Genomic DNA, 23040 nt, shown 5'->3' with positions numbered 1-23040 from the left:
CGGTCAGTATAGTCAACTCCGTGCCTTTGCCGGAGTGCCTTGAATTGGACAATACCCGTGAGCGCTTGATTGATGCCGCGATGAAGCTGTTTCTCTCGCAAGGTTTATACGTGACGGGGGTAACGGCCATTGCCGCGATGGCGGGCGTTACCAAAATGACGCTCTACAGCCATTTCCCCTCCAAGGATGCGCTGATAGTGGCGTGCCTTGAGGAGCGTGACCGACGCTGGCGTGAAGAGGTAGCGCGCACCCTGGCTGGGCATCCTGAGCCGGTCAGTGGCATGCTCGCTTTTTTCGATTTGTATGAACGCTTTCTTTTGAAAGATAGCGAGCGGGGGTGCCTGTTCGTTAACAGTGCGGCTGAATTCCCCCAGTTCAGCCACCCCGTGCATTTGGCAGTGAGCCGGCATAAGCAAGGGATACGCGAAAACCTTGCTGCCTTGGCCATGAGCGCCGGTATAAACGACCCTGACGCAGTTGCCCAAGGGTTGTTTATCTTGCTGGAGGGCAGTTTTGTCAGCGGTGCGATGGGCCAGGACATGCGGGTTTTCGACACTGCCCGGCAAATAGCTCATTGCTGGATCCAACGGCAGGGGCACAGCGTATGACCCTGGGCTTGTTAGCGGCCATTGCCGCCACTTTTTCCTGGTCGCTGCTCTATATCTTTCCGGGGCTGGTCGGCGACTACAGCCTTTTTGACCTGGCGGTGGTGAGCTATGCCTTTGCCGGGTTAGGTAGCCTGCTGGTGCTGTTCGCTTACCGCAGCGAAGTGCGGCAATTGCGACTGAATGACTGGGCCTGTGCCGCACTGCTGGGCTTCTTGGGATACATTGGCTACTTCTTCCTGATCACCACTGCGGTTTTGGCAGCCGGGCCGGTGATCCCCCCGGTGATGATGGGGTCAGTACCGATCGTGCTCGCGATTGCCGGCAACATGCGCAGCGCCAGCGTGCCTTGGCGCGCCATTGCCGGGCCACTGCTGGTGGCGGCCCTAGGCATCAGCCTGGTCAATCTGAGCGTGTTTGATGCTAGCCGTGCGGCGGTAGTGCTCCCGACCGCGTCGTTACTGCTTGGGCTGTTTGCATCGTTGCTGGCAATCGCATTCTGGACCGGTTTTGGCCTGTTGAATGAAAGTGCGTTGGCTCGGCGCCCAAGCATGTCTCCCATGTTGTGGTCAGCCATGTTGATCTTCATGTGCAGCGTCGAAATGCTGGCGTTCATTCCGGTTGGGCTGCACTTGAAACTGTCTCATTTCGCTAGCCATCCGAGCGGTTTGGCAGGTACTCAGGCGCTGATCGTCTGTGGGCTGATTCAGGGGTTGGGGGCCACCCTTGCAGGTGCCTGGGCATGGTCAATCGCAACGCGGCGTCTTCCGCTGGCGCTGAGCGGGCAATTGATCGCCAGCGGGACCATTTATGCAACTACGATGGGCCTGCTCATCAACCAACGCTGGCCGTCTCCTATGGAGGCGCTTGGTACAGCCTTGTTGTTCGTAGGGGTGGTGTGGGCTATCCACGCCTTTTATCGCAAGCAAACACGCCTCCAGACGCATGGCGAGGCATCCAGGGTACGTATCTGATCCCCGGCCCGGTTGCCCGGCCATGCGCCTGGGCCGGCCAAGTTGGCTACGCCCGCTACCCATGGCCCAGCCGTCTACTTCAGCGGCACGTAGATGTCCGTTTGCCATTGCTCCAGTGGTGTTTCCGGATAGACGCTCAGGTAATGAAAGAACAACGGATGATCACGCAGTTCTTCGTTGCTCGATGGCAGCCAGTCACGATAAAGCGGGTAGATGGTTTCGCCAATGTAGTCAGGCGAGCCGGTATGTCGAATCACGGCACAACGCCCTGCCGGTATAACCCGTTCATGCACGCCGAAATCGTTGGGCTGCACCGCCTCGTCTATCTCGCCGCACACGGCAAAGCGAAAGGCGTGGGCCGGGGTGGTGTCGGGGTTGTCGTAGGGGATACCGAAAGTACGGCTGCTGGTCACAGGCGACTGGCCGCTTTGCATGCGCCATTGGCGAAAACGCGCGACGCTTTCGCTGACCAGACCGGACGGCCCCTGGTGTTCGAGCGCGGCCACGCGGGTTTGGGCGAAATGCACGATACGGATCTGCATGGTGATACTCCTGGAACGGTGAGGAACATTGAATACCGCACTCCAGGCCTGCCAGTTCGGCGCCTTGGCGAACGCGCTCGGCGCCATGCCGAAGGCGCGCCTGAACGCTCTGGCAAAGGCTTCGGGGCTTTCGAACCCGGCGCCGAATGCGGCCTCCAGTATGGGCGTCGCGGGCGAGGCGACCAGTTGATGTGCTGCGCGTCGAAGTCTCATCAGTTGCACATACCGTGAAACCGGAACGCCCATGTAGGCCGTGAACTGCCGATGGAAGTGAAACGTCGAGAAGTTGGCGATGCGGCTCAAGGCATTCACCGACAGGTCACCTTCGAGGTGGCTGTCGATGTAGGCAAGCACGGTTTCGAACCGTTTCATGTAGCTCGGGTTGTGCTGTGAGTCAGTCAACGAACGGAATCTCTGGAAGGTGCGGTAAGCGCTAGCATCCGTTGTTCAGGCACTGAGGTGCCTAGCCGTGATTGCTCTATTGGTCCTGCGCTGGGTGATCAGTCAGGGTTGCAGGGAGAGTACCAAGGGGCAGCGGCGTCGACGTGAACATGTTTCTGCTTCCTGGGCAGGAACGGCGTATCAAGCGTTCCCAGCGCTATCGAAATCCAGTCGGCAAACTCACCCTGGGCGCGTGACCAGAACAAGGTCGAGCCGCACTCCGTGCAGAACTCGCGCGTAACCGTCGGTGATGAAGAGAAGGCCTTGATGCTGGCAGCGCCGCGCAGTATTCGCAGCATACCGCGCGGAATGCTGCCGTACGAAGCGAATGCGGCGCCGTGACTTTTGCGGCACCGGCTGCAGTGGCAGTGGCTCACTGCCTTGGGTGGGGTGAGTAGCAGGTAAGAGACTGCTGCGCACAAGCAGCTTCCTTGGTATGTCTCTGTCATTGGCGCTTCCGTGCAGGTGGGAAAGCGCCAGCGTAAACGCCTTGGCCTGCTCAGTCGACTGGTCTGCGGGCCGACAGACAATCAAACGCTATGTGTCACGCCGCCATCGACCTTGATGTTCTGCCCGGTGATGTAGGCAGCGCCTTCGCTGGCGAGAAACGCGATGGTGGCGGCAATTTCTTCGCGGGTGCCATAGCGTTTGAGCGGCACGCTGTCGCGGCGCTGTTCGGTGGCTGGCAGGCTGTCGATCCAGCCGGGGAGGACGTTGTTGATCCTCACGTTGTCCCCCGCGAATTGGTCGGCGAAGATTTTGGTGAATGCGGCCAGGCCCGAGCGGAACACTGCAGACGTCGGGAACAGCTCAATCGGCTCGAACGCCCAGGCGGTGGAAATGTTGATGATCACGCCCCCTTTCTGGCGCTGCATGTAGGGCGTTACCAGGCGCGTCGGGCGGATGACATTGAGCAGATAGGTGTCCATGCCCTTGTGCCAGTCTTCGTCGCTGATTTCCAGGATTGGCGCGCGCGGACCATGGCCGGCGCTATTGACTAGCACGTCGATGCGCCCCCACTTTTCCACCACGGCATCGACCAGGCGTTTTAGGTCCTCAACCGACTGGTTGCTACCTGTTACACCCACACCGCCAAGCTCGGCAGCCAGTGCTTCGCCCTTGCCCGAGGAGGAAAGGATGCCAACCTTGAACCCGTCAGCGGCCAGGCGCTGTGCCGCTGCCGCGCCTATGCCACTGCCACCTGCTGTGATGATCGCAACTTTTTCTACTGACATGCTGCCTCCGTAACGCGAATGGATGATTGCCTGGAAGCACTAAAATTAGCAGTAGAAGTGGCGGCGAGGGAGACAGTTAAACTTTACTGATGCAGTAGATTAACTATTGCCGGTTTGTTGCTTGAACCAGCGCCGGACAATGCCTAGCGAATCCGGCTGCTGCATCTTTCGTGGCCACACAAGATAGAACGCCTTATCGAGCCTGAGCTGCTGAGCGAAGACCTGGGTCAACCTGCCCGTGACGATGTCATCACTGACGAACGCCAGGCTTGCCAAAGCAATACCCTGACCACTGATGGCCGCATCGATGGCCAATGAGGTCTGATTGAACCGCAGGTTTTTGGCAGTCGCTTGCCCGTGCTGCGGGAACAGTTGTGCGAGGTACCGAGGCCAGAAATCATGGGCATCGTGAAGCAGGGTGAACGCTTGAAGCTGCTCGAAGCTGGCGGGGGCTTTGCCGGCTTCGAACAGCGTTGGGCTGGCCACGGCGACGATACGCTCGTCCATCAACAGTTCGCTGTTCAAACCCGCACCGAAGTCGGGCTTGCCATAGCGGACTGCGATATCCACGCCGTCAGTATTGAAGTGGGACAGCCGATCGGTGGCCAGTACACGTAAATCGATGTCCGGATGGCTTTGCGCAAAGTTGCCCAGCCGGGGAATGAGCCATTTGGAGGCAAAGGTCGGTGTCACGCTGACCGTCAGGTGAGACGCCTGTGGCCGCAGCAGGCGGGTTGCCTCATCGATCATCGCCAAGGCACTGCGAATGCTGCCGCTGTAGCCCAGGCCCGCATCGGTCAGTGTCAGGCCCCGGGGCAGGCGCTCGAACAAACGAAGGTCCAGGCTCGCTTCCAGCCCGCGTATCTGTTGTGCCACTGCCGCCTGGGTCACCCCCAGTTCTTCGGCGGCCAGGCGGAAGTTGAGGTGGCGGGCAACCACTTCGAACACACGTAGCGCATTGAGCGAGGGCAAATCAGGGAAACCGTTTGGCATGGCGATGGACGTGGTCGGGCTGGAGGATTAAACCACGAGGCTACTCGCCGAGCGCCTGTAAAGAAACCCGCGCCACCACAGCCAATCCGCCACGCTGCGCAGCAAGCCCTGTGCTGGCGGCTGCACATTTCCATCGTTTGGCTTGACGCGTGAAAATTTTCATGTAAATTTTCATGAAAAATAAGTCTAAAAATTTCACGGCAGTCCGAAACGATGAAGATGCACGAAGAGGTTGAAGCCCTCGCGATCCTTATTCACGACCTGCGCAAATTCAAGAACCTGACCTTGGGTGAACTGGCCGGGCGCATCAACCGTTCGGTGGGTTTTCTCTCCCAGGTCGAGCGCGGCGTTTCGCGCCCGACCGTGGCAGACCTCACCGCTATCAGCGAAGCGCTCGGCGTATCAACCGCGTACTTCTACAACCTGAGCAAGCCCCGCAGCATTGGCTGGGTCACGCGCCCTAACGAGCGGCGCACGCTGTACCTGGAATCGGGCATCACCGACGTGCTGGCTTCGCCGACCATCACAGGCGCCTTCGCCATGCTCGACAGCCATCTCGAGCCGGGCGCCACCAGTGGGGAAGCGTACTTGAGCGACCGTTCCGAGCAGGGCTGTTTCGTGCTCGAGGGCGAACTCACGGTGTGGCTGGACCAGGGCGATGCCGTGACCCTGCAGGCCAACGACTGCTTCCAGCTGCAACCCCATGCGCCGTTCCGTTACGCCAACCTGACGGACAAAGCCACCCGTGTGCTCTGGGTCTTCAATTGAATTCGTTCACCTCACAAGGATAAGAAGATGAGTGTCATCTTTCCGGATCTGCTGGCTGAAGTGCGCTCGTTCCGAGCAGAACACCCGGCAATTCGCTATGTCGACCTGATTGCCCTGGACATTCCCGGGCACTTCTACGGCAAGCGCTACCCCATGGACATGCTGGAAAAAGTCGCAGCCGGTGCGCCACTGAAGCTGCCGCAGAACTGCGTGCTGCTGGGTACCCAGGGCGGCCTTTACCCGATTGGGGACTATTGCTTCGCCGATGGCGACCCGGATGCCGCCCGGCGCCTGGTGCCGGGTACGCTGAAGCCGGTGCGCTGGGAAAAGGAAGTGATCGCCCAGATGCTGATCACGTCCGACGGCACCGCAAAGCCGATCGAGTTCGAGCCCCGTGAAGTGCTGGCGCGTGTGCTTCAGCGTCTGGCCAAACGTGGCATCCGCCCGGTGGTGGCATTCGAACTGGAGTTCTACCTGTTCGACCGCAAGCTTGATAACGGCCTGCCACAGTATCCACGCGACACGGCAACCGGGGATGAAGACGATCAGCCGAACATGCACATCGAGCGGCTGTCGCGCTTCTCGTCGGTCCTGCACGAGATGGTCGACGGCGCCAACGAGCAGGGCGTGCCGGCGAACGTCATCACCGCAGAGCTGGGCCCAGGCCAGTTCGAGATCAACTTCTCGCACAGCGACGATGCCCTCAGTGCGGCGGACTGGTCGGCACTGTTCTGCCGCAGTACCCGCGGTATCGCGATGAAGCACGGTTACCGTGCCAGCTTCATGAGCAAGCCCTACCTGGACGCGCCAGGCAGCGGCATGCATGTGCACGTCAGCCTGTACGACGCTGCCGGCAATAACCTCCTGGCGGGAAGTGAACAGCGCAAGCTGCGCCATGCGGTGGCAGGCTGCCTGGAACTGCTGCCGCACTGCATGCCGATCTTTGCCCCCAACCACAATGCATACCGACGTTATGGCGCCATGGTCAACGCGGCGAGCAAGGCCAGCTGGGGGTTCGAAGACCGTGACGCGTGCATCCGCATCCCCGAGTCCGACCCGCGCAACCTGCGCATCGAGCACCGTCTAGCTGGCGCCGACGCCAACCCGTATCTGGTACTGGCGGCCATTTTGACCGGGATGGAGCATGGCCTGGACCGCGGCGTGGAGCCCATCGCCCCGCTGAACGACAACCGCCAGAGCGGCATCGACTTCCCCAAGGATGCCCTCAGCGCCTTGGCCGCCATGCGTCACCACCCAGTGGTCAACGAAGGCCTGGGCAGCGAGTTCGTGATGGTCTATTGCGAAAACAAATACCAGGAGCAGCTGGACTTCATGCACCACATCGATGCCCGCGAATACCGCTGGTTCCTGTAGGTGCAGCGACGCTGCACGCTCCCTTTCTACCGTTTCAATACAACGCGCAATATGGATTTGCCGGAGGAAGATATGCCACGTGTGCCCGTGATTGGCATTACCGCATGCACCAGCATGATTGGGCTGCATGCAACCCAGACCATCAGCGAAAAGTACGCGCGCGCGGCAGCCAAGGCAGCGTGTGGGCTGCCCATCGTCATTCCCAGCCTCGGTGAGCTGATGGACAGCGCCGATATTCTCGATGTGGTGGATGGGCTGATCTTCACCGGTTCGCCGTCCAACATCGAGCCGCACCACTACAACGGCCCGGCCAGTGCTGCGGGCACCCATCACGACCCTCTGCGCGATGCCACCACGTTGCCGCTGATGCGCGCGGCCATCGCCGCCGGCGTACCGATACTCGGCATTTGCCGTGGCTTCCAGGAAATGAACGTGGCGCTGGGTGGCACCCTGCACCAGAAGGTCCACGAGACCGGCATGTTCATGGACCACCGCGAAGGCAAGGATGAGCCCCTCGACAAGCAATATGGGCCGCGCCACACGCTTCATGTAGAGCCTGGCGGCATGCTCGACCGCATGGGCTTGCCGGCGATATTCGACGTCAATTCCATCCACGGCCAAGGCATCGACGTATTGGCCCCCGGGCTGAGGGTGGAAGCGCTGGCGCCCGATGGCCTGGTGGAAGCGGTTTCGGTCGAAAACAGCAAGGGTTTTGCCCTGGCCGTGCAATGGCACCCCGAGTTCCAGGTCATGGATAACCCACATTACCTGGCCATCTTCCAGTCCTTTGGCAAGGCCTGCCGGCATCGCTCGGTCCTGCGTCAGAGGCTGTTGCTGTCTGCCTGAGCAGCGACCTTTCCCACCTGTAAAAAGTACCCTCGCAGCATGGCTGCGAAACTTGATGGAGTGAAGTCAATGAGTGAACAGAATTCGCAGACCCTTGCCTGGCAAACCATGAGCCGCGACCATCACCTGGCCCCGTTCAGTGATGTCAGGCAACTGGCCGAGAAAGGCCCGCGCATCATCACCTCGGCCAAGGGCGTGTACCTGTGGGACAGCGAGGGCAACAAGATTCTCGATGGCATGGCCGGCCTGTGGTGCGTGGCAGTCGGGTATGGCCGCGATGAGCTGGCCGAGGTCGCCAGCCAGCAGATGAAGCAGCTGCCTTACTACAACCTGTTCTTCCAGACCGCGCACCCGCCTGCGCTGGAGCTGGCCAAGGCCATCGCCGAGGTGGCCCCGCAAGGCATGAACCGCGTGTTCTTCACTGGCTCCGGCTCCGAAGGCAACGACACCGTGGTGCGCATGGTCCGCCATTACTGGGCGCTGAAGGGCCAGAAGAACAAGAAGGTCATTATTGGCCGTATCAACGGCTACCACGGCTCTACCGTGGCGGGCGCAGCGTTGGGTGGCATGAGTGGCATGCACCAGCAGGGCGGGGTGATCCCGGATGTCGTGCACATCCCGCAGCCATACTGGTTCGGCGAAGGCGGCGACATGACCGAGGCCGACTTCGGCGTGTGGGCGGCCGAGCAATTGGAGAAGAAGATCCTCGAAATTGGCGTGGACAACGTTGCCGCTTTCATCGCCGAGCCGATCCAGGGCGCTGGTGGCGTGATCATTCCGCCGCAGACGTACTGGCCGAAGATCAAGGAAATCCTGGCCAGGTACGACATCCTCTTCGTCGCCGACGAAGTGATCTGCGGGTTCGGCCGTACCGGTGAGTGGTTCGGCACCGATTACTACGACCTCAAGCCTGACCTGATGACCATCGCCAAGGGCCTGACCTCCGGCTACATCCCCATGGGTGGGGTAATCGTGCGTGACGAGGTGGCCAAGGTCATCAGCGAAGGCGGCGACTTCAACCACGGTTTTACCTATTCCGGCCACCCGGTGGCGGCAGCGGTGGGCCTGGAGAACCTGCGGATCCTGCGCGACGAGCAGATCATCCAGCAGGTGCACGATAAAACCGCGCCTCATCTGCAGCAACGCCTGCGCGAACTGGCCGACCACCCGCTGGTAGGCGAAGTGCGCGGCCTGGGTATGCTCGGGGCGATCGAGTTGGTGAAAGACAAGGCCACCCGGGCCCGTCATGAAGGCAAAGGTGTCGGCATGATCTGTCGCCAGCACTGCTTCGACAACGGCCTGATCATGCGCGCGGTGGGCGACACCATGATCATCGCGCCACCGCTGGTGATCAGTGTCGAAGAGATCGACGAGCTGGTGGAGAAAGCCCGCAAGTGCCTGGACCTGACCTATGAGGCTGTTCGGTAAGGGCAGAACGCTTGGTTAGCTGTTCTCAGCACCTGTGAGATCGAGCGCCGCCCGCGCGGTGCTCGATCGGTGCCTCAATCGTACATCTCGCCTCCGGCACCTCCCGCAAAGCATTTTGCTTTGTGAAATGAATCCTGTACTTTTCCGGGCATCCATTTCCCGTCTGAAAGTCGCGATTCAACCATGAAAGTGCACGAAGAAATCGAAGGCCTGGCAGTACTGATTCGCGACCTGCGCAAGTTCAAGGGCCTGACACTGGGCGAGCTTGCACAGCGCATCGGCCGTTCGGTGGGCTTTCTGTCCCAGGTCGAACGCGGCGTATCACGCCCGACCGTGGCCGACCTCACAGCCATCAGCGAAGAGCTCGGTGTTTCGACAGCCTACTTCTACAAGCTGGACAAACCCCGCGAGCTCGACTGGGTCACCCGCCCGCACGAGCGTCGCACGCTGCACCTGGCGGGTGGCATCACCGATGTGCTGGCATCGCCCTCGATAACGGGCGCGTTCTCCATGCTCGATAGCCATTTGCAGCCGGGGGCCAGCAGTGGCGAGGAGTACCTGGACGACAGCTCGGAGCAGGGCTGCTTCGTGCTCGAAGGCGAACTGACCGTGTGGTTGGGCGATGCTGAGCCGGTCACGCTGCACGCCAATGACAGTTTTCAGCTGCAACCTCACGCCCGTTTTCGTTACGCCAACCTGACCGACAAGCCCACACGCGTGCTTTGGGTGTTCAGCTGAAGGCCGTCGTACAGGCATGTGCGTTGTGCCTCGGCTAGCCGGGAAAGTTGGCCTGCAAGCAATGTGCTGGCTGCATGGGGTATCCTTGCACCACGCAATCAACTTCGAAGCAGTGAATGAACAATGGGTTTTGAACAACTAGCTGAGCTACGAGACCGCCTGCGGGCGGAAAAAGGGCAGGTAAAGGCCGATAGCGCGAAACCGCCCAAGCGCAAGTCGCCCCCGCAGGCGAAGCCGCGCGAGATGGACCCGGCGGTGGCAGCGATCTGGCCACTGCAGAAGCATTTTCCCTTGGCTTTCCCGGTCAACCCGGCCCCCAAGGTGCCGCTCAAGGAGGGCATTTTCAAGGATGCCGAGCAACACCTGGAGCTGCTTGGGCTGACCCGCGAACAGCTCAAACTGGGCATTTCGACCTGGTGCCGTGGCGCTCGATACTGGGCGAGCATGGTGGAGAATGCACCGCGCCTTGACCTCAACGGTCAGGCTGCAGGTACCGTGACCGCCGCTCAGGCGCTGCATGCCAAGCAGCAAGCTGCGCGGCAACGCAGCCAGGACCGACGCAATCGTGCGAAGTCAAAGGCCCAGGCCCAGGCTCCGGCCCCCGCCGCCGACACCGAGGCGGTGCAGTCTACCGACTGAATTCAGTCGCGCTTTGCCCCCCGGCCATGCCGGATGGCAGCCCATTGCCGGGGCTGCCGTCTGGCTGGCCCGGCAGTGGGCCAGGTCCGGTTTCGAGGGCCTGGTGCATGCAACGATGGTTTCAAGACCCACCTGATCGGCAAGCCGCGGCAGATGATGCCGGGGCGCAAACACGTGCGTCGGTTTCAGAATGCGCCTGGTCGCTCGTATGCAACCCCTCGGCGCTACAAGTGCCATGCTAGCAGGATGCCCAAGGATCAGTGCGCGCAGACGTGCGGCCGTGGGCGAGGAGGCCGCCAGTCCCACGCAACTGTGACGTGGACGGTGCGCCGCAGCAGAACACGCCGGAAACCTGCCCTTTCAAAAACTCAGGCAGGGTCCGTGATGCCGAGGTCCGCTGTATGCCTGATGAATTGCTCCACCTGCCTGTGATCCAGCGCATTCTGGACCGCGACAAGGATACCCCAGGTGCCCTGTTGCCGATCCTGCATGCCGTACAGCACGAGATTGGTTACATCCCTGATGCCTCGGTCCCCGAGATCGCCCATGCACTCAACCTCAGCCTGGCTGAAGTGCGTGGGGTTATCAGTTTCTATCATGACTTCCGCACCGCGCCGCCCGCTCGCCACACCCTGCGCCTGTGCCTTGCCGAGTCGTGCCAGAGCCGTGGCGCCGAAGCCCTGGCCGCGCAATTGCGTGAACAGTTGGCACTGGACGACCATGGTACCAGCGCCGACGGGGCCATCAGCCTGCGCCCGGTGTATTGCCTGGGTGCCTGTGCCTGCTCGCCAGCGCTGGAGCTGGACGGCCAGGTGCACGCGCGCCTCACCCCTGAGCGCCTGCGGGACTTGGTCAACGGTTGCCAGGAGGACTCAGCATGCTGAAGCTGTATATTCCCTGTGATTCGGTTGCCCGCGCCGTGGGTGCCGACCAGGTTGCCGAGGCCCTGCTGCGCGAGGCCGAGCGCCGCCAGTTGCCGCTGGACATCCAGCGCACCAGCTCGCGCGGGCTTTACTGGCTGGAGCCGCTGATCGAGTGCGACAGTGCGCAAGGGCGCCTGGGTTTCGGTCCGGTTACGCCACACGATGCGCCGTCATTGCTTGATGCCCTGGCGGGCGAACCCGGTGGCCACTCGTTGGCATTGGGGCCGGTCGAAGAAATACCCTATCTCAAGACCCAGCAACGCCTGCTGTTCGCTCGCGCTGGCATCACTCGGCCACTGTCGCTGGACGACTATCGTGCCAACGGCGGGTTCGCGGGCCTCGAGGCCGCCGTGGCGCTGGACGGTGCCGAAGTGGTTGCCGCAGTACTCGATTCCGGGCTGCGTGGCCGTGGTGGTGCGGCGTTCCCGGCCGGCATCAAGTGGCGCACCGTGCGAGACGCTGGTGCCGGGCAGAAGTACGTGGTGTGCAACGCCGACGAGGGTGACTCGGGCACGTTCGCTGATCGCATGCTGATGGAGGGCGACCCCTTCCTGCTGATCGAGGGCATGATCATTGCCGGCCTCGCCGTAGGTGCCGACAAGGGCTACATCTATGTGCGCTCGGAGTATCCCGACGCCATCCGGGTACTTGACCAGGCCTTCGCCATCGCGCGTGAAGCTGGCTACCTGGGGGCTGACGTCGCCGGCAGCGGCCAGGCGTTCGACCTGGAAGTGCGGGTGGGCGCCGGCGCCTATATTTGCGGCGAAGAAACCGCGCTGCTCGAATCCATCGAAGGCAAGCGTGGCATCGTCCGCGCCAAGCCACCGCTGCCTGCGCTGCAAGGGCTGTTCGGCCTGCCGACGCTGGTGCACAACGTGCTTACCCTGGCGTCGGTGCCCATCATTCTGGCCAAGGGTGCAGCGTTCTATCGCGATTTCGGCATGGGCCGCTCGCTGGGCACCATGCCGTTCCAGCTGGCCGGCAACATCCGCCAGGGTGGTCTGGTAGAGCGCGCGTTCGGCCTGACCCTGCGCGAGCTGGTGGAAGGCTATGGCGGTGGCACAGCCAGTGGCCGGCCGCTGAAGGCCGCGCAGGTCGGTGGCCCGCTTGGTGCCTGGGTACCCCCCAGCCATTTCGATACCCCATTGGACTATGAAGCGTTTGCCGCCGTGGGCGCGATGCTCGGCCACGGCGGTGTCGTGGTGGCCGACGATACGCTGAACATGGCCAGCATGGCGCGTTTCGCCCTGCAGTTCTGTGCCGAAGAGTCCTGCGGCAAGTGCACCCCGTGCCGCATCGGCTCCACCCGGGGCATGGAAGTGGTCGACCGGCTGATCGCCACCAGCGACATCACCGAGCGTCACGACCAGGCGCTGTTGCTGCGTGACCTGTGCGACACCCTGCAGTACGGCTCGCTGTGCGCCATGGGCGGTATGACTGCCTATCCGGTGGCCAGCGCGCTCAAGTACTTCCCCGCCGATTTTGGGCTGACCACCACGGAGGCCGCACAGTGATCAATTTCTTCGACCCCGCTTCTGATAAAAGCAGCGACCTCGGCACCCCGGCCCGCGAAAGCGACGTGCAGGTCAGCCTGAGCATCGACGGCCGCGCCATCAGCGTGCCTGCTGGCACCTCGGTCATGCGCGCCGCCGCCATGCTGGGCACCAGTATCCCCAAGCTGTGCGCCACCGACAGCCTCGAAGCCTTCGGCTCCTGCCGCATGTGCATGGTGGAAATCGAAGGCATGCGCGGCTACCCGGCATCCTGCACCACGCCAGTCAGTGAAGGCATGGTGGTGCGCACCGAAACCCCGCGCCTGGCCGGCCTGCGTCGCAACGTGATGGAGCTGTACATTTCCGACCACCCGCTGGACTGCCTGACCTGTTCGGCCAACGGCAACTGCGAGCTGCAGACCGTGGCCGGCCAGGTGGGCCTGCGTGAGGTGCGCTACGGCTATGACGGCGCCAACCACCTGGACGAGAAAAAAGACGTTTCCAACCCGTATTTCGACTACGAGCCAAGCAAGTGCATCGTCTGCAGCCGCTGTGTGCGCGCCTGCGAAGACATCCAGGGTACGTTTGCCCTGACCATCACCGGGCGTGGTTTCGAATCGCGGGTGGCGGCAGCGGGGGGCGAAAACTTCCTTGCTTCCGAATGCGTGTCGTGCGGCGCCTGCGTGCAGGCCTGTCCAACCGCGACCCTGACGGAAAAGAGCCTGGTGCAGCTGGGCCAGCCTGAGCGTTCGGTCATTACCACCTGCGCCTACTGCGGCGTTGGCTGCTCGTTCCGCGCCGAAATCAAGGGTGACCAGCTGGTGCGCATGGTCCCGGACAAGAACGGTGGCGCCAACCACGGCCATGCCTGCGTCAAGGGCCGCTTTGCCTGGGGCTACGCCACCCACCCGGACCGCATCACCAAACCGATGATCCGCAAGCGCCTGGAAGACCCGTGGCAGGAAGTCAGCTGGGACGAGGCCGTGACCTACGCCGCCAGCGAGTTCCGCCGCATTCAGCTCAAGTACGGGCGCGACTCCATCGGCGGCATCACCTCCAGTCGTTGTACCAACGAAGAAGCCTACCTGGTGCAGAAACTGGTGCGCACGGCGTTTGGCAACAACAACGTCGACACCTGCGCACGGGTGTGTCATTCGCCCACCGGTTATGGCCTGAAGCAGACCCTGGGTGAGTCGGCTGGCACACAAAGCTTCGACTCGGTGATGCAGGCCGACGTTGTGCTGGTGATCGGCGCCAACCCCACTGACGCCCACCCGGTATTCGGCTCGCAACTCAAGCGCCGCCTGCGTCAGGGGGCGCGGCTGATCGTGATCGACCCACGGCGCATCGACCTGGTCGACTCGCCGCACGCCCGCGCCGACCTGCACCTGCAACTGCGCCCGGGCACCAACGTGGTCATGCTCAACGCCCTGGCCCACGTGATCGTCACCGAGGGCCTGCTGGCCCAGCGCTTCATCGATGCCCGCTGCGAAACCGAAGACTTCGCCCGTTGGCGCGACTTCGTCAGCCTGCCAGAGAACGCCCCCGAGGTGCTCGGCCCGGTTTGTGGCGTGCCTGCTGAGCAGATCCGCGCTGCGGCCAGGCTGTATGCCACCGGCGGCAACGCGGCCATCTACTACGGCCTGGGCGTGACCGAGCACAGCCAAGGCAGTACCGCAGTGATGGGCATTGCCAACCTGGCCATGGCCACCGGCAACATCGGCCGTGAAGGGGTAGGGGTGAACCCGCTGCGCGGGCAGAACAACGTGCAGGGCTCGTGCGACATGGGCTCGTTCCCCCACGAACTGCCCGGCTACCGGCATGTCTCCAACGAGGGCGTGCGTGCCGAGTTCGAACAGGCCTGGGGCGTGACCTTGCAGCCCGACCCGGGTCTGCGCATTCCCAACATGTTCGAAGCGGCACTGGATGGCAGCTTCAAGGCGCTGTACTGCCAGGGTGAGGACATCGCCCAGAGCGACCCCAACACCCAGCACGTCACGGCGGCCTTGCTCGCCATGGAGTGCGTGGTGGTGCAGGACATCTTCCTCAACGAAACTGCCAAGTTCGCCCATGTGTTCCTGCCGGGCAGTTCGTTCCTGGAAAAGGACGGCACCTTCACCAACGCCGAGCGGCGTATTTCGCGGGTGCGCAAGGTCATGGAGCCGCTGGCAGGCAAGGCCGACTGGGAAGCTACCGTGGCCCTGGCCAACGCCTTGGGCTACCCGATGAACTACCGCCATCCTTCCGAGATCATGGACGAGATCGCCCGCCTGACGCCGACCTTCCGTCGTGTCAGCTACGCTGAAATCGACCGCCACGGCAGCCTGCAGTGGCCGTGCAACGACGCCGCGCCAGACGGCACGCCGACCATGCACATCGACCAGTTCGTGCGTGGCAAGGGCCGTTTCATGCTCACCGGCTACGTGCCCACCGACGAAAAGGTCAACAACCGCTACCCGTTGCTGCTGACCACCGGGCGCATTCTTAGCCAGTACAACGTTGGTGCCCAGACCCGGCGTACCGGCAACGTCGCCTGGCATGACGCCGACCGCCTGGAGATCCACCCGACCGATGCTGAAAGCCGTGGCATCCAAGATGGTGACTGGGTCGGTATCGGCAGCCGCGCCGGGCAGACTGTGCTGCGTGCCAAGGTCAGTGCGCGCGTGGCGCCGGGGGTGGTGTACACCACCTTCCACTTCCCGGAGTCGGGGGCCAACGTGATCACCACCGACAACTCCGACTGGGCCACCAACTGCCCCGAGTACAAGGTGACGGCAGTGGAAGTGGTGAAAGTGTTCCAGCCATCGCAATGGCAAAAGCGCTATCAGGACTTCAGTGATGAACAGCAGCGCCTGCTGAAAGAGCGCCGTACTGCGGAGAAAGCCGAGGTTCGCCGATGAGCAGCGAAAACCTGGTCAAGATGGCCAACCAGATCGCCCATTACTTCGACAGCGAGCCAGACCGGGCGCTGGCGGTGCAAGGGGTGCGGCAGCATATGAAGAGCTTCTGGACGCCGGCGATGCTCCGGCAGTTGGCAGAGTGGAACGAGGCTCACGCGGGGGAGGGGCTTGACCCAAAAGTGCGGGAGGCGTTGGTCTAGATTCCCGGGCGGCAACGGAACCTTGGGGGCGGGTTTGCCTGCGAATGTGGCGTTGAAATCAATGACGCATTCGCGGGTGAACCCGCTCCTACAAGGGGCCTGCCTGTTGCATACTCAGCCGCGGGCCAGCTCCGCCAGGTGGGCGATGGCTTCCTCGCTCTTGAGCACCAGCACATCGCCCTCCAGCGCATCCAGCACCACTTCCGAGGTATTACCGATCAACGCCCCGGAAATCCCTGTGCGGCACACCGTACCTATCACTGTCACCACTGCATCGAGCTTCTGTTCGGTATGTGGAATCAACACATCCGCCGGCCCTTCGGCCACGTGCAGGCACTCATCGCTGATGCCGTATTCGGCCTGGAACGCCTTGCACGCTTCACGGTAGCGTTTTTCGATCGTATCGCTCAGCTGGTAGGCCGGGTCCGACGCTGACAGCATCGGCGACGGGTGGGCACTGATGACATGCAGTTCTCCCTTGGCCAGTTTGGCAATCTCGAAGCCATGGTCGATGATGCTGGCATGCAGGCGGCGGTGGTCTTCGTCCTGGTTGCCCACGTCCACCGCCGCCAGGATCTTGCCCCCGGTCCACGGCCGCTCGCTCTTGACCATCAGCACGGCACATGGGCATTGGCGCAGCAGCTTCCAGTCGCTGGGGGTGAGCAGGGCTTTTTTCAGTGGGTTGTCCGGACGGTGGTCCTTGATCACCAGTTCACAGCCTTCGGCCTGCTGTACATAGATGATGGTGTCGTGCAGGTTGTCGCGCCAGCCCTCTTCATGGGTGACATTGTCGTAGCCGTCATCATGCAACTGGCTGCTCAGCAGGCTCAGCAGCGCGCTGTGATCATGCCGTTTGTCGCACATCAGCAAATGCAGGCGTGCGCCAGTAATGCCAGCGATCAGCTTGGCCCGCGTAAGCGCGCGGCTGTGGGCGTGCGCGGGGTCGAGGACGACGAGGATGCTGCGGACGGCTTGCATGGGCGTTAACTCCCTTCGATGATGGCGACCAATGCCTGACTATAGTCGGCGCTTCCCCCTCCAGCGCTTGATGTACATCAAGCATAGTCACTGGCATCGCCAGCCGCCGCCGGTATAATCGCCGGCCCTGCCTGTTCTGTGTGGTTGCACGCTTATGTCCCTGATCCCCGAAATCGACGCCTTTCTTGGCTGCCCGACGCCAGACGCCTGGATCGAAGCGGCGCTCGCCGACCAGGAAACCCTGCTGATCGACCACAAGAACTGCGAGTTCAAGGCCGCCAGCACGGCCCTGAGCCTGATAGCCAAGTACAACACTCACCTTGATCTGATCAACATGATGTCGCGCCTGGCCCGCGAGGAGCTGGTGCATCACGAACAGGTGTTACGCCTCATGAAGCGTCGCGGTGTGCCGTTGCGCCCGGTGTCGGCGGGGCGTTATGCGTCGGGGTTGCGCCGGCTGGTGCGCGCCCACGAGCCGGTCAAGCTGGTGGATACGCTGGTGGTGGGGGCGTTCATCGAGGCGCGCAGTTGCGAACGTTTTGCCGCGCTGGTGCCGCATCTGGATGAGGAGCTGAGCCGCTTCTACCACGGGCTGCTGAAAAGCGAGGCGCGCCACTACCAGGGTTATCTGAAACTGGCGCACAACTACGGTGATGAGGCGGACATTGCCCGCCGCGTCGAGCTGGTACGCGCTGCGGAAATGGAGCTGATCCAGTCACCAGACCAGGAGCTGCGCTTTCACAGCGGCATCCCGCAGGCTTTGGCCGCCTGATGTGCACCAGGCGGCGCAGGCTTTAATTGCGCCGGCCCAGTAGCAGGCCCACCACCAGCCCGAGGCCGGCGGAAATGGCGACGGTCTGCCAGGGGTGGCCGCCGATGTAGTCCTGAGTGGCGTCCACCACCGGTTGCGCCTTGCTGCGCACGTTGCTGGCCGCCTGGCGTGCCTGGCGCAGCTTCAGGCTTACCTGGGCGCGCAGTGTCTCTGCTTCTTCGCCGACCAGGGCGGCACTGTCGTTCAGCAGTTTTTCCGATTCTTCTATCAGCGATTGCAGTTCGCTGAATACCTGGTCCTTGATCTGATCGCTGTCTGCCAGCGTGGCGTTTTTCCGGGCCATGAACTCGTCCTCGTCAATGGGGGTGTGAACAATGGATGCCACCACGTCGGTAAAGTTGCGGCGGCTTTCCGATGATGGGTTGCCTGGGTGTAAGATAGCGGCCATTTTCAAACCTGCAGGTAACTTCATGAGTTTCAATCTGGCCAACATGAGCTTCGAGGAACGGGCGCAGATCGAGGCAGAGAAGGCCCGGCTGTTCGAGATGTGGCAGAACAACCTGGGCAAAGCCAAGGGCGAAGCCGCCCGGCTGATTGCTGAAAAGCCACGGCGCAAGGGCAAATGGGCCGAGTGGGTGCGCGCTGAACTGGACGGCATGACCCCGCCTGAATACGCCAGCATGGTACGCAGCGAAGTCAACAAGCTGATGGCCGCAGCCAGCGCCAACCGCTGAGCGCACCCGCCCGGCGCTTATCAGTAGGTGCCCTTGGGCAGGTCCAGCTTGCCTTCATCGGTAAAACGCACGGTCCCCAGCGGCCCGCCGGCCAGTTTGCCGCGCAGCTTGTAGGGCAGCCCCTGCAGCGAGTCCAGTTTGCCTAGCCCATAGGCCTGGCGCAGGAAGGAAAACGCCGTGATGCTGACCGGCACCACGATTACTGCTTCGTCGTAACGGCCAATGTGCCCCTGCTGGTCGCTGACCCCGGCGGCCAGCGGCTGGCCGTTCACTTCCAGGTTCAAGGCGATGCCGTTGTAATCGATCGGTGCCTCATTGGGGTTCTGCACCCGCATTTTCACAGCCATGCGCAGTTCCAGCTCTTGCCCGGGCAGTGGTTCAATGCCGATCACGCTGATGTTCACCGGGTCACGTGGCTGGAACAGCGCACAGGCCGCCAGGCCACAGGCCAGCAGCAGGACCAGGAACAGACGGGTATAGCGGTACAGACGGGCAGTCATGGGCTGTGACCTTGCCGGAGTGGAGCTGGCAGTGTGGCAAATGCGCGTCGACGTTGAAAGTATCGGTTGATATGAAAGATACTGTTTCTCATTAACGCCCGATAACCTCTCTTACTGGCTGTTCCCCAATCATGCTGACTTCACCCATGTCGGGCCTGCTGGCAAGTTTCCAGGAGCACTACGACGACCTGCTGCAGTTTCTGACGCGGCGCATGAGCGACCGCCAGCGCGCGGCCGACGTGGCGCAGGAAACCTACCTGAAGCTGGTGAACATCGACGAGCAGGCAGTGCCGGTGTTGCACGCGCGCAGTTTCATCTTCCGCGTGGCCGGCAACCTGGCAATTGACGCCTTGCGCCGTGAGCAACGCATCGCTGCCAGCCACGACGACAGCGACGGAGCCTGTGAGGTGGCCTGCCCGGCACCGGCACCCGAGGCGGCGTTGCTGGCCCGCGAGCGCTTGCAGATTCTTGACCAGGCGCTGTTGCAGTTGCCCGACAATGCCCGCCAGGCGCTGTTGCTCAACCGTGTCGAGGGCCTGACCCAGAAGCAGGTCGCTCAACGCCTGGGGGTTTCCGAGAGCATGGTGGCAAAGTACATCGGCCAGGCTCTGCGCCATTGCCGCGGCCGGCTGAAGCAGGCGGGTGTGGCAGCATCGGTGGTGTTGCTGGTCGCCGCCGTGGCGGGTTGGCAGCAAGCCCCGATGCTGCTGGCGGATTACCACACCGCCGTGGGCGAACGGCAGATCATTACCCTGGCAGATGGCACACGGGTGACGCTGAACAGCGCCAGCGCCTTGAGCGTGGCGTTCAGCGAGCATGAGCGGCGTGTGGTGCTCGATGCGGGTGAGGCACTGTTCGAGACCGCTGATGATTCACGGCCGTTTGTGGTCGAAACGGCCGGTGCGCGGGTGCAGGGCAATGCTGCCACCTTCAGCGTGCAGCGCGATGGCCACGTCGTGTTGGCTCGCGGTGAAGCCAAGGTGGGTGAACATGAACTGGCGGTGGCGGCCGATGCCGTCACGCAGATGGCCTGGCAGCGGGGCAAGCTGATCTTCAACGGCAAGCCGCTGGGGCAGGTGCTGATGGAGCTTGAACGATACCGGCATGGGCGCATTGTGTTGTCCGACAGCAAGCTGGCTGCGATGGAGGTGAGCGGGGTGTTCGACCTGGATGAACCTGAGGCTCTGTTGCGGACGTTGGAGCAGCGATATGGCCTGAAGGTGACCTACCTGCCATGGTTGGCCGTGGTGCATTGATGAGCTTGTGCCGTCCTCTTAGCGGGCTTGCCCGTTCCTGCACAGGTCGCACGATATTCAGGCGGGCGCATTCGTTGTAGGAGCGGGCTTGCCCGCGAAGAGGCCGGACAGAAATAAAAATATTTTTCATTTGGCACTGCAAGTTCCTGCAAGCCAGATCGTCGTAGTGAGACTGATCAGCAACTCATTCTCATTTACGACTTGTCAGGAAGCTCATTCGTGCCTCTGATGCTCAAGCCCTTGCACCGCCGTTGCGGTCCACTTCACCATGCCTTGATGTCTTGCAGTGCCTTGGCCCTGTTGCTTGGCCCCCTGCACGCTGGGGCTGCGACAACTGCCGAACAGACCCAGATGCAGGCCCGCCAGGTCCAGCTCAACCTGCCCGCCCAGCCGCTGGACCAGGCGCTGACCACCTTCGCCGACCAGGCCGGCCTGCACCTGCTGTACACCACAGGCGATGTCGCCGGCCAGGTCAGCCCGCCGTTGCAGGGCAACTACAGTGTCGAGCAGGCCCTGCAGCAGTTGCTGGCCGGCAGTGGCATGAGCTGGCAGTTCAGCGAGGCTCGCACCATCACGCTGAGCAAGGCCGCGGCCGCGCCGCAGGCGGTCAACCTCAAGCCGATCGAAGTCAGCGTAGCCTCGCGCACCAGCACCGCAATCAGCGAAATCCCCGGAACCGTCTGGGTAGTGGACCAGCAGCAATTGCGTGAGCAGATCGACAGCGGCGTCAGCCTGAAGGAAGCCATCGGCAAGCTGGTGCCGGGCCTTGACCTGGCGCCGGAAGGGCGCACCAATTACGGCCAGAACATGCGCGGGCGCAACGTGCTGGTGATGATCGATGGGGTCAGCCAGAACAGCTCACGCGGCCTGTCGCGCCAGTTCGACAGCATTTCGCCGTTCAACGTCGAGCGCGTCGAAGTGCTGTCTGGCGCCAGCGCCATCTACGGCGGTGGTGCCACCGGCGGCATCATCAACATCGTGACCAAGAAGGGCGAACCCGGCCCGGCGCGCTTCGAGACCCAGTTGGGGGCCAGCAGCGGTTTCAACAACAGCGACGACCTGGCTACGCGCTTCGCCCAGTCGGTCAGCGGCGGCAACGAGCGGGTCAATGCCCGGTTGGGGGTTTCCGGTGAGCAGAACGAAGCCTTCTACGATGGTGCTGGCGACCAGATCTTCATCGACAACACCCAGACCGACCTGCAGTACAACCGCACCATCGACGTACTCGGTACCTTGGGCCTGCAGCTGAACGACCAGCAGAGCCTCGACCTGTTGGCCCAGTACTACGACTCGGGCAACCACGGCAGCACGGGTATCTACTTCCCCAACCTGAACTACAACGCGCCATCCGACCTGGAAGACGCCGAGCTGCGCAGCGGTTATTCATCGGACCTGGAGCCGCGCACGCGGCGCCTGCTGCTCAATGCCAATTACCACCACACCGACGTGCTGGGCCAGGACTTCTACCTGCAGGCTTCGTACCGCAAGGAAGACGACAACTTCTACCCGTTCCCGTACTACAACCGTGCCACACCCACCGGCTCGCGCGGGGTGTACTTTGCCGCCTCGCAGCAGAACTTCGAGGTCACCAGCCTCAAGGGCCTGTTTGCCAAGCAGTGGGATACGCTGAAGCTGACCTACGGCGTTGACCTGGACCGCGAGCGCTTCAACGCCGAGCAGACCACCTTCAACGCCCAGACTTCGTCCGAGTCGGGTGGCCTGGAGCTGGAAAAGGACAGCAAGGCCGCACGCTACCCCAGCTACCGGGTGGATGGGGTGTCGGTATATGCCCAGCTGGACTGGCATCCCACTGACAACCTGACGTTGTCCGGTGGCGCCCGGCGCCAGCAGATGGACGTGGACGTCAGTGACTTCAAGGGTGTGCCGGGCGGCAGTAACGACTATCAGGTCAACCTGTTCAACGTTGGTGCCATCTACGACTTCAAGAACGGCCACCAGGTGTGGAGCAACTATGGCGAAGGCTTCGACCTGCCTGACCCGGCCAAGTACTACGGCAAGCCGGGCCTGAGTGTGGCCGATAACCCGTTGGCCGGTATCAAGAGCCGCCAGGTGGAATTGGGCTGGCGCTATGCCGACCTGGACTGGGATGCACAGGCAGCGCTGTACTACATCTGGTCGGACAAGATCATCAACGTCGATTCGCAAACGCTGACCATTGACGTGGAAGATCAGAAAAGCCGCGACTTCGGCTTTGAAGGGGCACTGACCCGGCACTTCCAGACCGGCTGGGAAGCTGGCGGCACATTGCACATGACACGCTCCGAGGAAGAGGCCGCCGACGGCGGCTGGATCAAGCGCGATGCCCGATACGCTTCGTTGTCCAAGGCCACCGCGTTCGTCGGCTGGAAGGCCGATGGCCGCAGTGCACGGTTGCAGGCCAACCATGCCTTCAGCCTGAAGGACGATGCCGATCACGAGATTGACGGCTACACCACCTTCGACCTGCTGGGCAGCCAGGACACCGGTTTCGGCACCTTCAGCGCCGGTATCCAGAACCTGCTGGACAAGCAGTACAGCACGGTATGGGGACAGCGCGCGACGTTGTTCTATTCGCCGACCTACGGGCCGGCGTATCTGTATGACTACCAGGGGCGCGGGCGTACCTACACGCTGAGCTGGAGCATGACTTACTGATGGTGGTGGCCTGAACGGGCCTGTTCGCGGGTAAACCCGCTCCTAC

The 23040-nt window shown here is 62.4% G+C and carries 24 protein-coding genes; 16 read left to right on the top strand and 8 right to left on the bottom strand.

All coding sequences use genetic code 11. From position 1 onward, the window contains the following. Positions 1-44 precede the first annotated feature (44 nt). Positions 45-608 (top strand): TetR/AcrR family transcriptional regulator, encoded by a 564-nt coding sequence (locus tag ACE4QZ_RS17915; RefSeq protein WP_021785389.1) that lies wholly within the window; start codon positions 45-47, stop codon positions 606-608. Next, positions 605-1579, top strand: a complete 975-nt coding sequence (locus tag ACE4QZ_RS17910) for a DMT family transporter (protein ID WP_021785388.1) — start codon at positions 605-607, stop codon at positions 1577-1579. The genes ACE4QZ_RS17915 and ACE4QZ_RS17910 overlap by 4 nt, the downstream gene beginning before the upstream one ends. A gap of 74 nt (positions 1580-1653) precedes the next feature. Here the strand turns inward: ACE4QZ_RS17910 and ACE4QZ_RS17905 are convergent, their stop codons facing one another. The 5 genes from ACE4QZ_RS17905 to ACE4QZ_RS17885 all read right to left on the bottom strand — a co-directional run bounded on the left by ACE4QZ_RS17905 (position 1654) and on the right by ACE4QZ_RS17885 (position 4989). Further along, on the bottom strand, positions 1654-2493 hold the full coding sequence (locus tag ACE4QZ_RS17905; protein WP_084850432.1) for a GyrI-like domain-containing protein: 840 nt from the start codon (positions 2491-2493) through the stop codon (positions 1654-1656). A gap of 128 nt (positions 2494-2621) precedes the next feature. Then, positions 2622-3011 (bottom strand): GFA family protein, encoded by a 390-nt coding sequence (locus ACE4QZ_RS17900; protein ID WP_080671174.1) that lies wholly within the window; start codon positions 3009-3011, stop codon positions 2622-2624. Positions 3012-3092: 81 nt separating this feature from the next. Beyond that, positions 3093-3797 carry an SDR family oxidoreductase gene (locus tag ACE4QZ_RS17895; protein ID WP_021785386.1) on the bottom strand — a complete coding sequence of 235 codons (705 nt, stop codon included), beginning with the start codon at positions 3795-3797 and terminating at the stop codon, positions 3093-3095. A gap of 99 nt (positions 3798-3896) precedes the next feature. Then, positions 3897-4790: a LysR substrate-binding domain-containing protein gene (locus tag ACE4QZ_RS17890; protein WP_021785385.1), complete on the bottom strand. Its 894-nt coding sequence runs from the start codon at positions 4788-4790 to the stop codon at positions 3897-3899. Positions 4791-4830: 40 nt separating this feature from the next. Beyond that, positions 4831-4989 (bottom strand): hypothetical protein, encoded by a 159-nt coding sequence (locus ACE4QZ_RS17885; protein WP_157829277.1) that lies wholly within the window; start codon positions 4987-4989, stop codon positions 4831-4833. Positions 4990-5003: 14 nt separating this feature from the next. Between ACE4QZ_RS17885 and ACE4QZ_RS17880 the strand changes: the two genes are divergently transcribed. From ACE4QZ_RS17880 to ACE4QZ_RS17835, 10 genes are all read left to right on the top strand, one after another. Further along, positions 5004-5558 (top strand): helix-turn-helix domain-containing protein, encoded by a 555-nt coding sequence (locus ACE4QZ_RS17880; RefSeq protein WP_021785384.1) that lies wholly within the window; start codon positions 5004-5006, stop codon positions 5556-5558. Between the two features lie 27 nt (positions 5559-5585). Next, positions 5586-6932, top strand: coding sequence for a glutamine synthetase family protein (locus ACE4QZ_RS17875; RefSeq protein ID WP_021785383.1), 1347 nt, complete (start codon positions 5586-5588; stop codon positions 6930-6932). A gap of 72 nt (positions 6933-7004) precedes the next feature. Next, complete coding sequence (locus tag ACE4QZ_RS17870; RefSeq protein ID WP_021785382.1) at positions 7005-7778, top strand: gamma-glutamyl-gamma-aminobutyrate hydrolase family protein; 774 nt, start codon at positions 7005-7007, stop codon at positions 7776-7778. 69 nt (positions 7779-7847) lie between these two features. Beyond that, complete coding sequence (locus ACE4QZ_RS17865; RefSeq protein WP_410480097.1) at positions 7848-9206, top strand: aspartate aminotransferase family protein; 1359 nt, start codon at positions 7848-7850, stop codon at positions 9204-9206. A gap of 183 nt (positions 9207-9389) precedes the next feature. Next, complete coding sequence (locus ACE4QZ_RS17860) at positions 9390-9944, top strand: helix-turn-helix domain-containing protein (protein WP_010953167.1); 555 nt, start codon at positions 9390-9392, stop codon at positions 9942-9944. Between the two features lie 123 nt (positions 9945-10067). Continuing rightward, positions 10068-10583 (top strand): ProQ/FinO family protein, encoded by a 516-nt coding sequence (locus ACE4QZ_RS17855; protein WP_021785380.1) that lies wholly within the window; start codon positions 10068-10070, stop codon positions 10581-10583. Positions 10584-10984: 401 nt separating this feature from the next. Next, a complete protein-coding gene (locus ACE4QZ_RS17850) occupies positions 10985-11467 on the top strand; it encodes a formate dehydrogenase subunit gamma (protein WP_028697582.1) in 483 nt (160 codons plus the stop codon). Beyond that, positions 11461-13020 carry a formate dehydrogenase beta subunit gene (locus ACE4QZ_RS17845; RefSeq protein ID WP_021785378.1) on the top strand — a complete coding sequence of 520 codons (1560 nt, stop codon included), beginning with the start codon at positions 11461-11463 and terminating at the stop codon, positions 13018-13020. The genes ACE4QZ_RS17850 and ACE4QZ_RS17845 overlap by 7 nt, the downstream gene beginning before the upstream one ends. Then, on the top strand, positions 13017-15899 hold the full coding sequence (fdhF, locus tag ACE4QZ_RS17840) for a formate dehydrogenase subunit alpha (RefSeq protein WP_021785377.1): 2883 nt from the start codon (positions 13017-13019) through the stop codon (positions 15897-15899). Before ACE4QZ_RS17845 ends, fdhF begins: the two co-directional genes overlap by 4 nt. Then, positions 15896-16099, top strand: a complete 204-nt coding sequence (locus ACE4QZ_RS17835) for a formate dehydrogenase subunit delta (RefSeq protein WP_021785376.1) — start codon at positions 15896-15898, stop codon at positions 16097-16099. The genes fdhF and ACE4QZ_RS17835 overlap by 4 nt, the downstream gene beginning before the upstream one ends. 114 nt (positions 16100-16213) lie before the next feature. Here ACE4QZ_RS17835 and ACE4QZ_RS17830 read toward each other — a convergent pair whose 3' ends face one another. Further along, entirely contained in the window at positions 16214-17077 is an 864-nt protein-coding gene (locus tag ACE4QZ_RS17830) for a universal stress protein (protein WP_021785375.1), read from the bottom strand. Between the two features lie 154 nt (positions 17078-17231). Here ACE4QZ_RS17830 and ACE4QZ_RS17825 point away from each other — a divergent pair, with 154 nt between their 5' ends. Next, positions 17232-17849: a tRNA-(ms[2]io[6]A)-hydroxylase gene (locus ACE4QZ_RS17825; RefSeq protein WP_021785374.1), complete on the top strand. Its 618-nt coding sequence runs from the start codon at positions 17232-17234 to the stop codon at positions 17847-17849. A gap of 22 nt (positions 17850-17871) precedes the next feature. Here the strand turns inward: ACE4QZ_RS17825 and ACE4QZ_RS17820 are convergent, their stop codons facing one another. After that, a complete protein-coding gene (locus ACE4QZ_RS17820; protein WP_028697586.1) occupies positions 17872-18192 on the bottom strand; it encodes a YqjD family protein in 321 nt (106 codons plus the stop codon). A 127-nt stretch (positions 18193-18319) separates the two neighbouring features. Between ACE4QZ_RS17820 and ACE4QZ_RS17815 the strand changes: the two genes are divergently transcribed. Next, positions 18320-18583 (top strand): hypothetical protein, encoded by a 264-nt coding sequence (locus ACE4QZ_RS17815; RefSeq protein WP_003248880.1) that lies wholly within the window; start codon positions 18320-18322, stop codon positions 18581-18583. 20 nt (positions 18584-18603) lie between these two features. Here ACE4QZ_RS17815 and ACE4QZ_RS17810 read toward each other — a convergent pair whose 3' ends face one another. After that, positions 18604-19083 carry an LEA type 2 family protein gene (locus tag ACE4QZ_RS17810; RefSeq protein WP_021785372.1) on the bottom strand — a complete coding sequence of 160 codons (480 nt, stop codon included), beginning with the start codon at positions 19081-19083 and terminating at the stop codon, positions 18604-18606. Between the two features lie 131 nt (positions 19084-19214). Between ACE4QZ_RS17810 and ACE4QZ_RS17805 the strand changes: the two genes are divergently transcribed. Continuing rightward, the gene (locus tag ACE4QZ_RS17805; protein ID WP_028697587.1) at positions 19215-20339 is read left to right on the top strand and encodes a sigma-70 family RNA polymerase sigma factor; all 1125 of its coding nucleotides are present in this window, start codon (positions 19215-19217) and stop codon (positions 20337-20339) included. Between the two features lie 228 nt (positions 20340-20567). Next, entirely contained in the window at positions 20568-22994 is a 2427-nt protein-coding gene (locus ACE4QZ_RS17800; protein WP_021785370.1) for a TonB-dependent receptor, read from the top strand. The last annotated feature ends 46 nt before the right edge of the window (positions 22995-23040 follow it).

It is taken from the genome of Pseudomonas sp. DCA-1 (assembly GCF_046523955.1).
GTDB classification, from domain to species: Bacteria; Pseudomonadota; Gammaproteobacteria; order Pseudomonadales; family Pseudomonadaceae; genus Aquipseudomonas; species Aquipseudomonas putida_Y.
Note: the sequence above shows the minus strand (reverse complement) of the source record. Positions and strands in the feature narration are given on the sequence as shown.

Bases quoted from the DNA above. Each gene is read 5' to 3' on its own strand.
- ACE4QZ_RS17910 (WP_021785388.1), top strand. From the start codon at position 605: ATGACCCTGGGCTTGTTAGCGGCCATTGCCGCCACTTTTTCCTGGTCG.
- ACE4QZ_RS17905 (WP_084850432.1), bottom strand. From the start codon at position 2,493: ATGAAACGGTTCGAAACCGTGCTTGCCTACATCGACAGCCACCTCGAA.
- ACE4QZ_RS17900 (WP_080671174.1), bottom strand. From the start codon at position 3,011: ATGACAGAGACATACCAAGGAAGCTGCTTGTGCGCAGCAGTCTCTTAC.
- ACE4QZ_RS17895 (WP_021785386.1), bottom strand. From the start codon at position 3,797: ATGTCAGTAGAAAAAGTTGCGATCATCACAGCAGGTGGCAGTGGCATA.
- ACE4QZ_RS17890 (WP_021785385.1), bottom strand. From the start codon at position 4,790: ATGCCAAACGGTTTCCCTGATTTGCCCTCGCTCAATGCGCTACGTGTG.
- ACE4QZ_RS17880 (WP_021785384.1), top strand. From the start codon at position 5,004: ATGAAGATGCACGAAGAGGTTGAAGCCCTCGCGATCCTTATTCACGAC.
- ACE4QZ_RS17875 (WP_021785383.1), top strand. From the start codon at position 5,586: ATGAGTGTCATCTTTCCGGATCTGCTGGCTGAAGTGCGCTCGTTCCGA.
- ACE4QZ_RS17870 (WP_021785382.1), top strand. From the start codon at position 7,005: ATGCCACGTGTGCCCGTGATTGGCATTACCGCATGCACCAGCATGATT.
- ACE4QZ_RS17865 (WP_410480097.1), top strand. From the start codon at position 7,848: ATGAGTGAACAGAATTCGCAGACCCTTGCCTGGCAAACCATGAGCCGC.
- ACE4QZ_RS17860 (WP_010953167.1), top strand. From the start codon at position 9,390: ATGAAAGTGCACGAAGAAATCGAAGGCCTGGCAGTACTGATTCGCGAC.
- ACE4QZ_RS17855 (WP_021785380.1), top strand. From the start codon at position 10,068: ATGGGTTTTGAACAACTAGCTGAGCTACGAGACCGCCTGCGGGCGGAA.
- ACE4QZ_RS17850 (WP_028697582.1), top strand. From the start codon at position 10,985: ATGCCTGATGAATTGCTCCACCTGCCTGTGATCCAGCGCATTCTGGAC.
- ACE4QZ_RS17845 (WP_021785378.1), top strand. From the start codon at position 11,461: ATGCTGAAGCTGTATATTCCCTGTGATTCGGTTGCCCGCGCCGTGGGT.
- ACE4QZ_RS17835 (WP_021785376.1), top strand. From the start codon at position 15,896: ATGAGCAGCGAAAACCTGGTCAAGATGGCCAACCAGATCGCCCATTAC.
- ACE4QZ_RS17830 (WP_021785375.1), bottom strand. From the start codon at position 17,077: ATGCAAGCCGTCCGCAGCATCCTCGTCGTCCTCGACCCCGCGCACGCC.
- ACE4QZ_RS17825 (WP_021785374.1), top strand. From the start codon at position 17,232: ATGTCCCTGATCCCCGAAATCGACGCCTTTCTTGGCTGCCCGACGCCA.
- ACE4QZ_RS17820 (WP_028697586.1), bottom strand. From the start codon at position 18,192: ATGGCCCGGAAAAACGCCACGCTGGCAGACAGCGATCAGATCAAGGAC.
- ACE4QZ_RS17815 (WP_003248880.1), top strand. From the start codon at position 18,320: ATGAGTTTCAATCTGGCCAACATGAGCTTCGAGGAACGGGCGCAGATC.
- ACE4QZ_RS17810 (WP_021785372.1), bottom strand. From the start codon at position 19,083: ATGACTGCCCGTCTGTACCGCTATACCCGTCTGTTCCTGGTCCTGCTG.
- ACE4QZ_RS17805 (WP_028697587.1), top strand. From the start codon at position 19,215: ATGCTGACTTCACCCATGTCGGGCCTGCTGGCAAGTTTCCAGGAGCAC.
- ACE4QZ_RS17800 (WP_021785370.1), top strand. From the start codon at position 20,568: ATGCTCAAGCCCTTGCACCGCCGTTGCGGTCCACTTCACCATGCCTTG.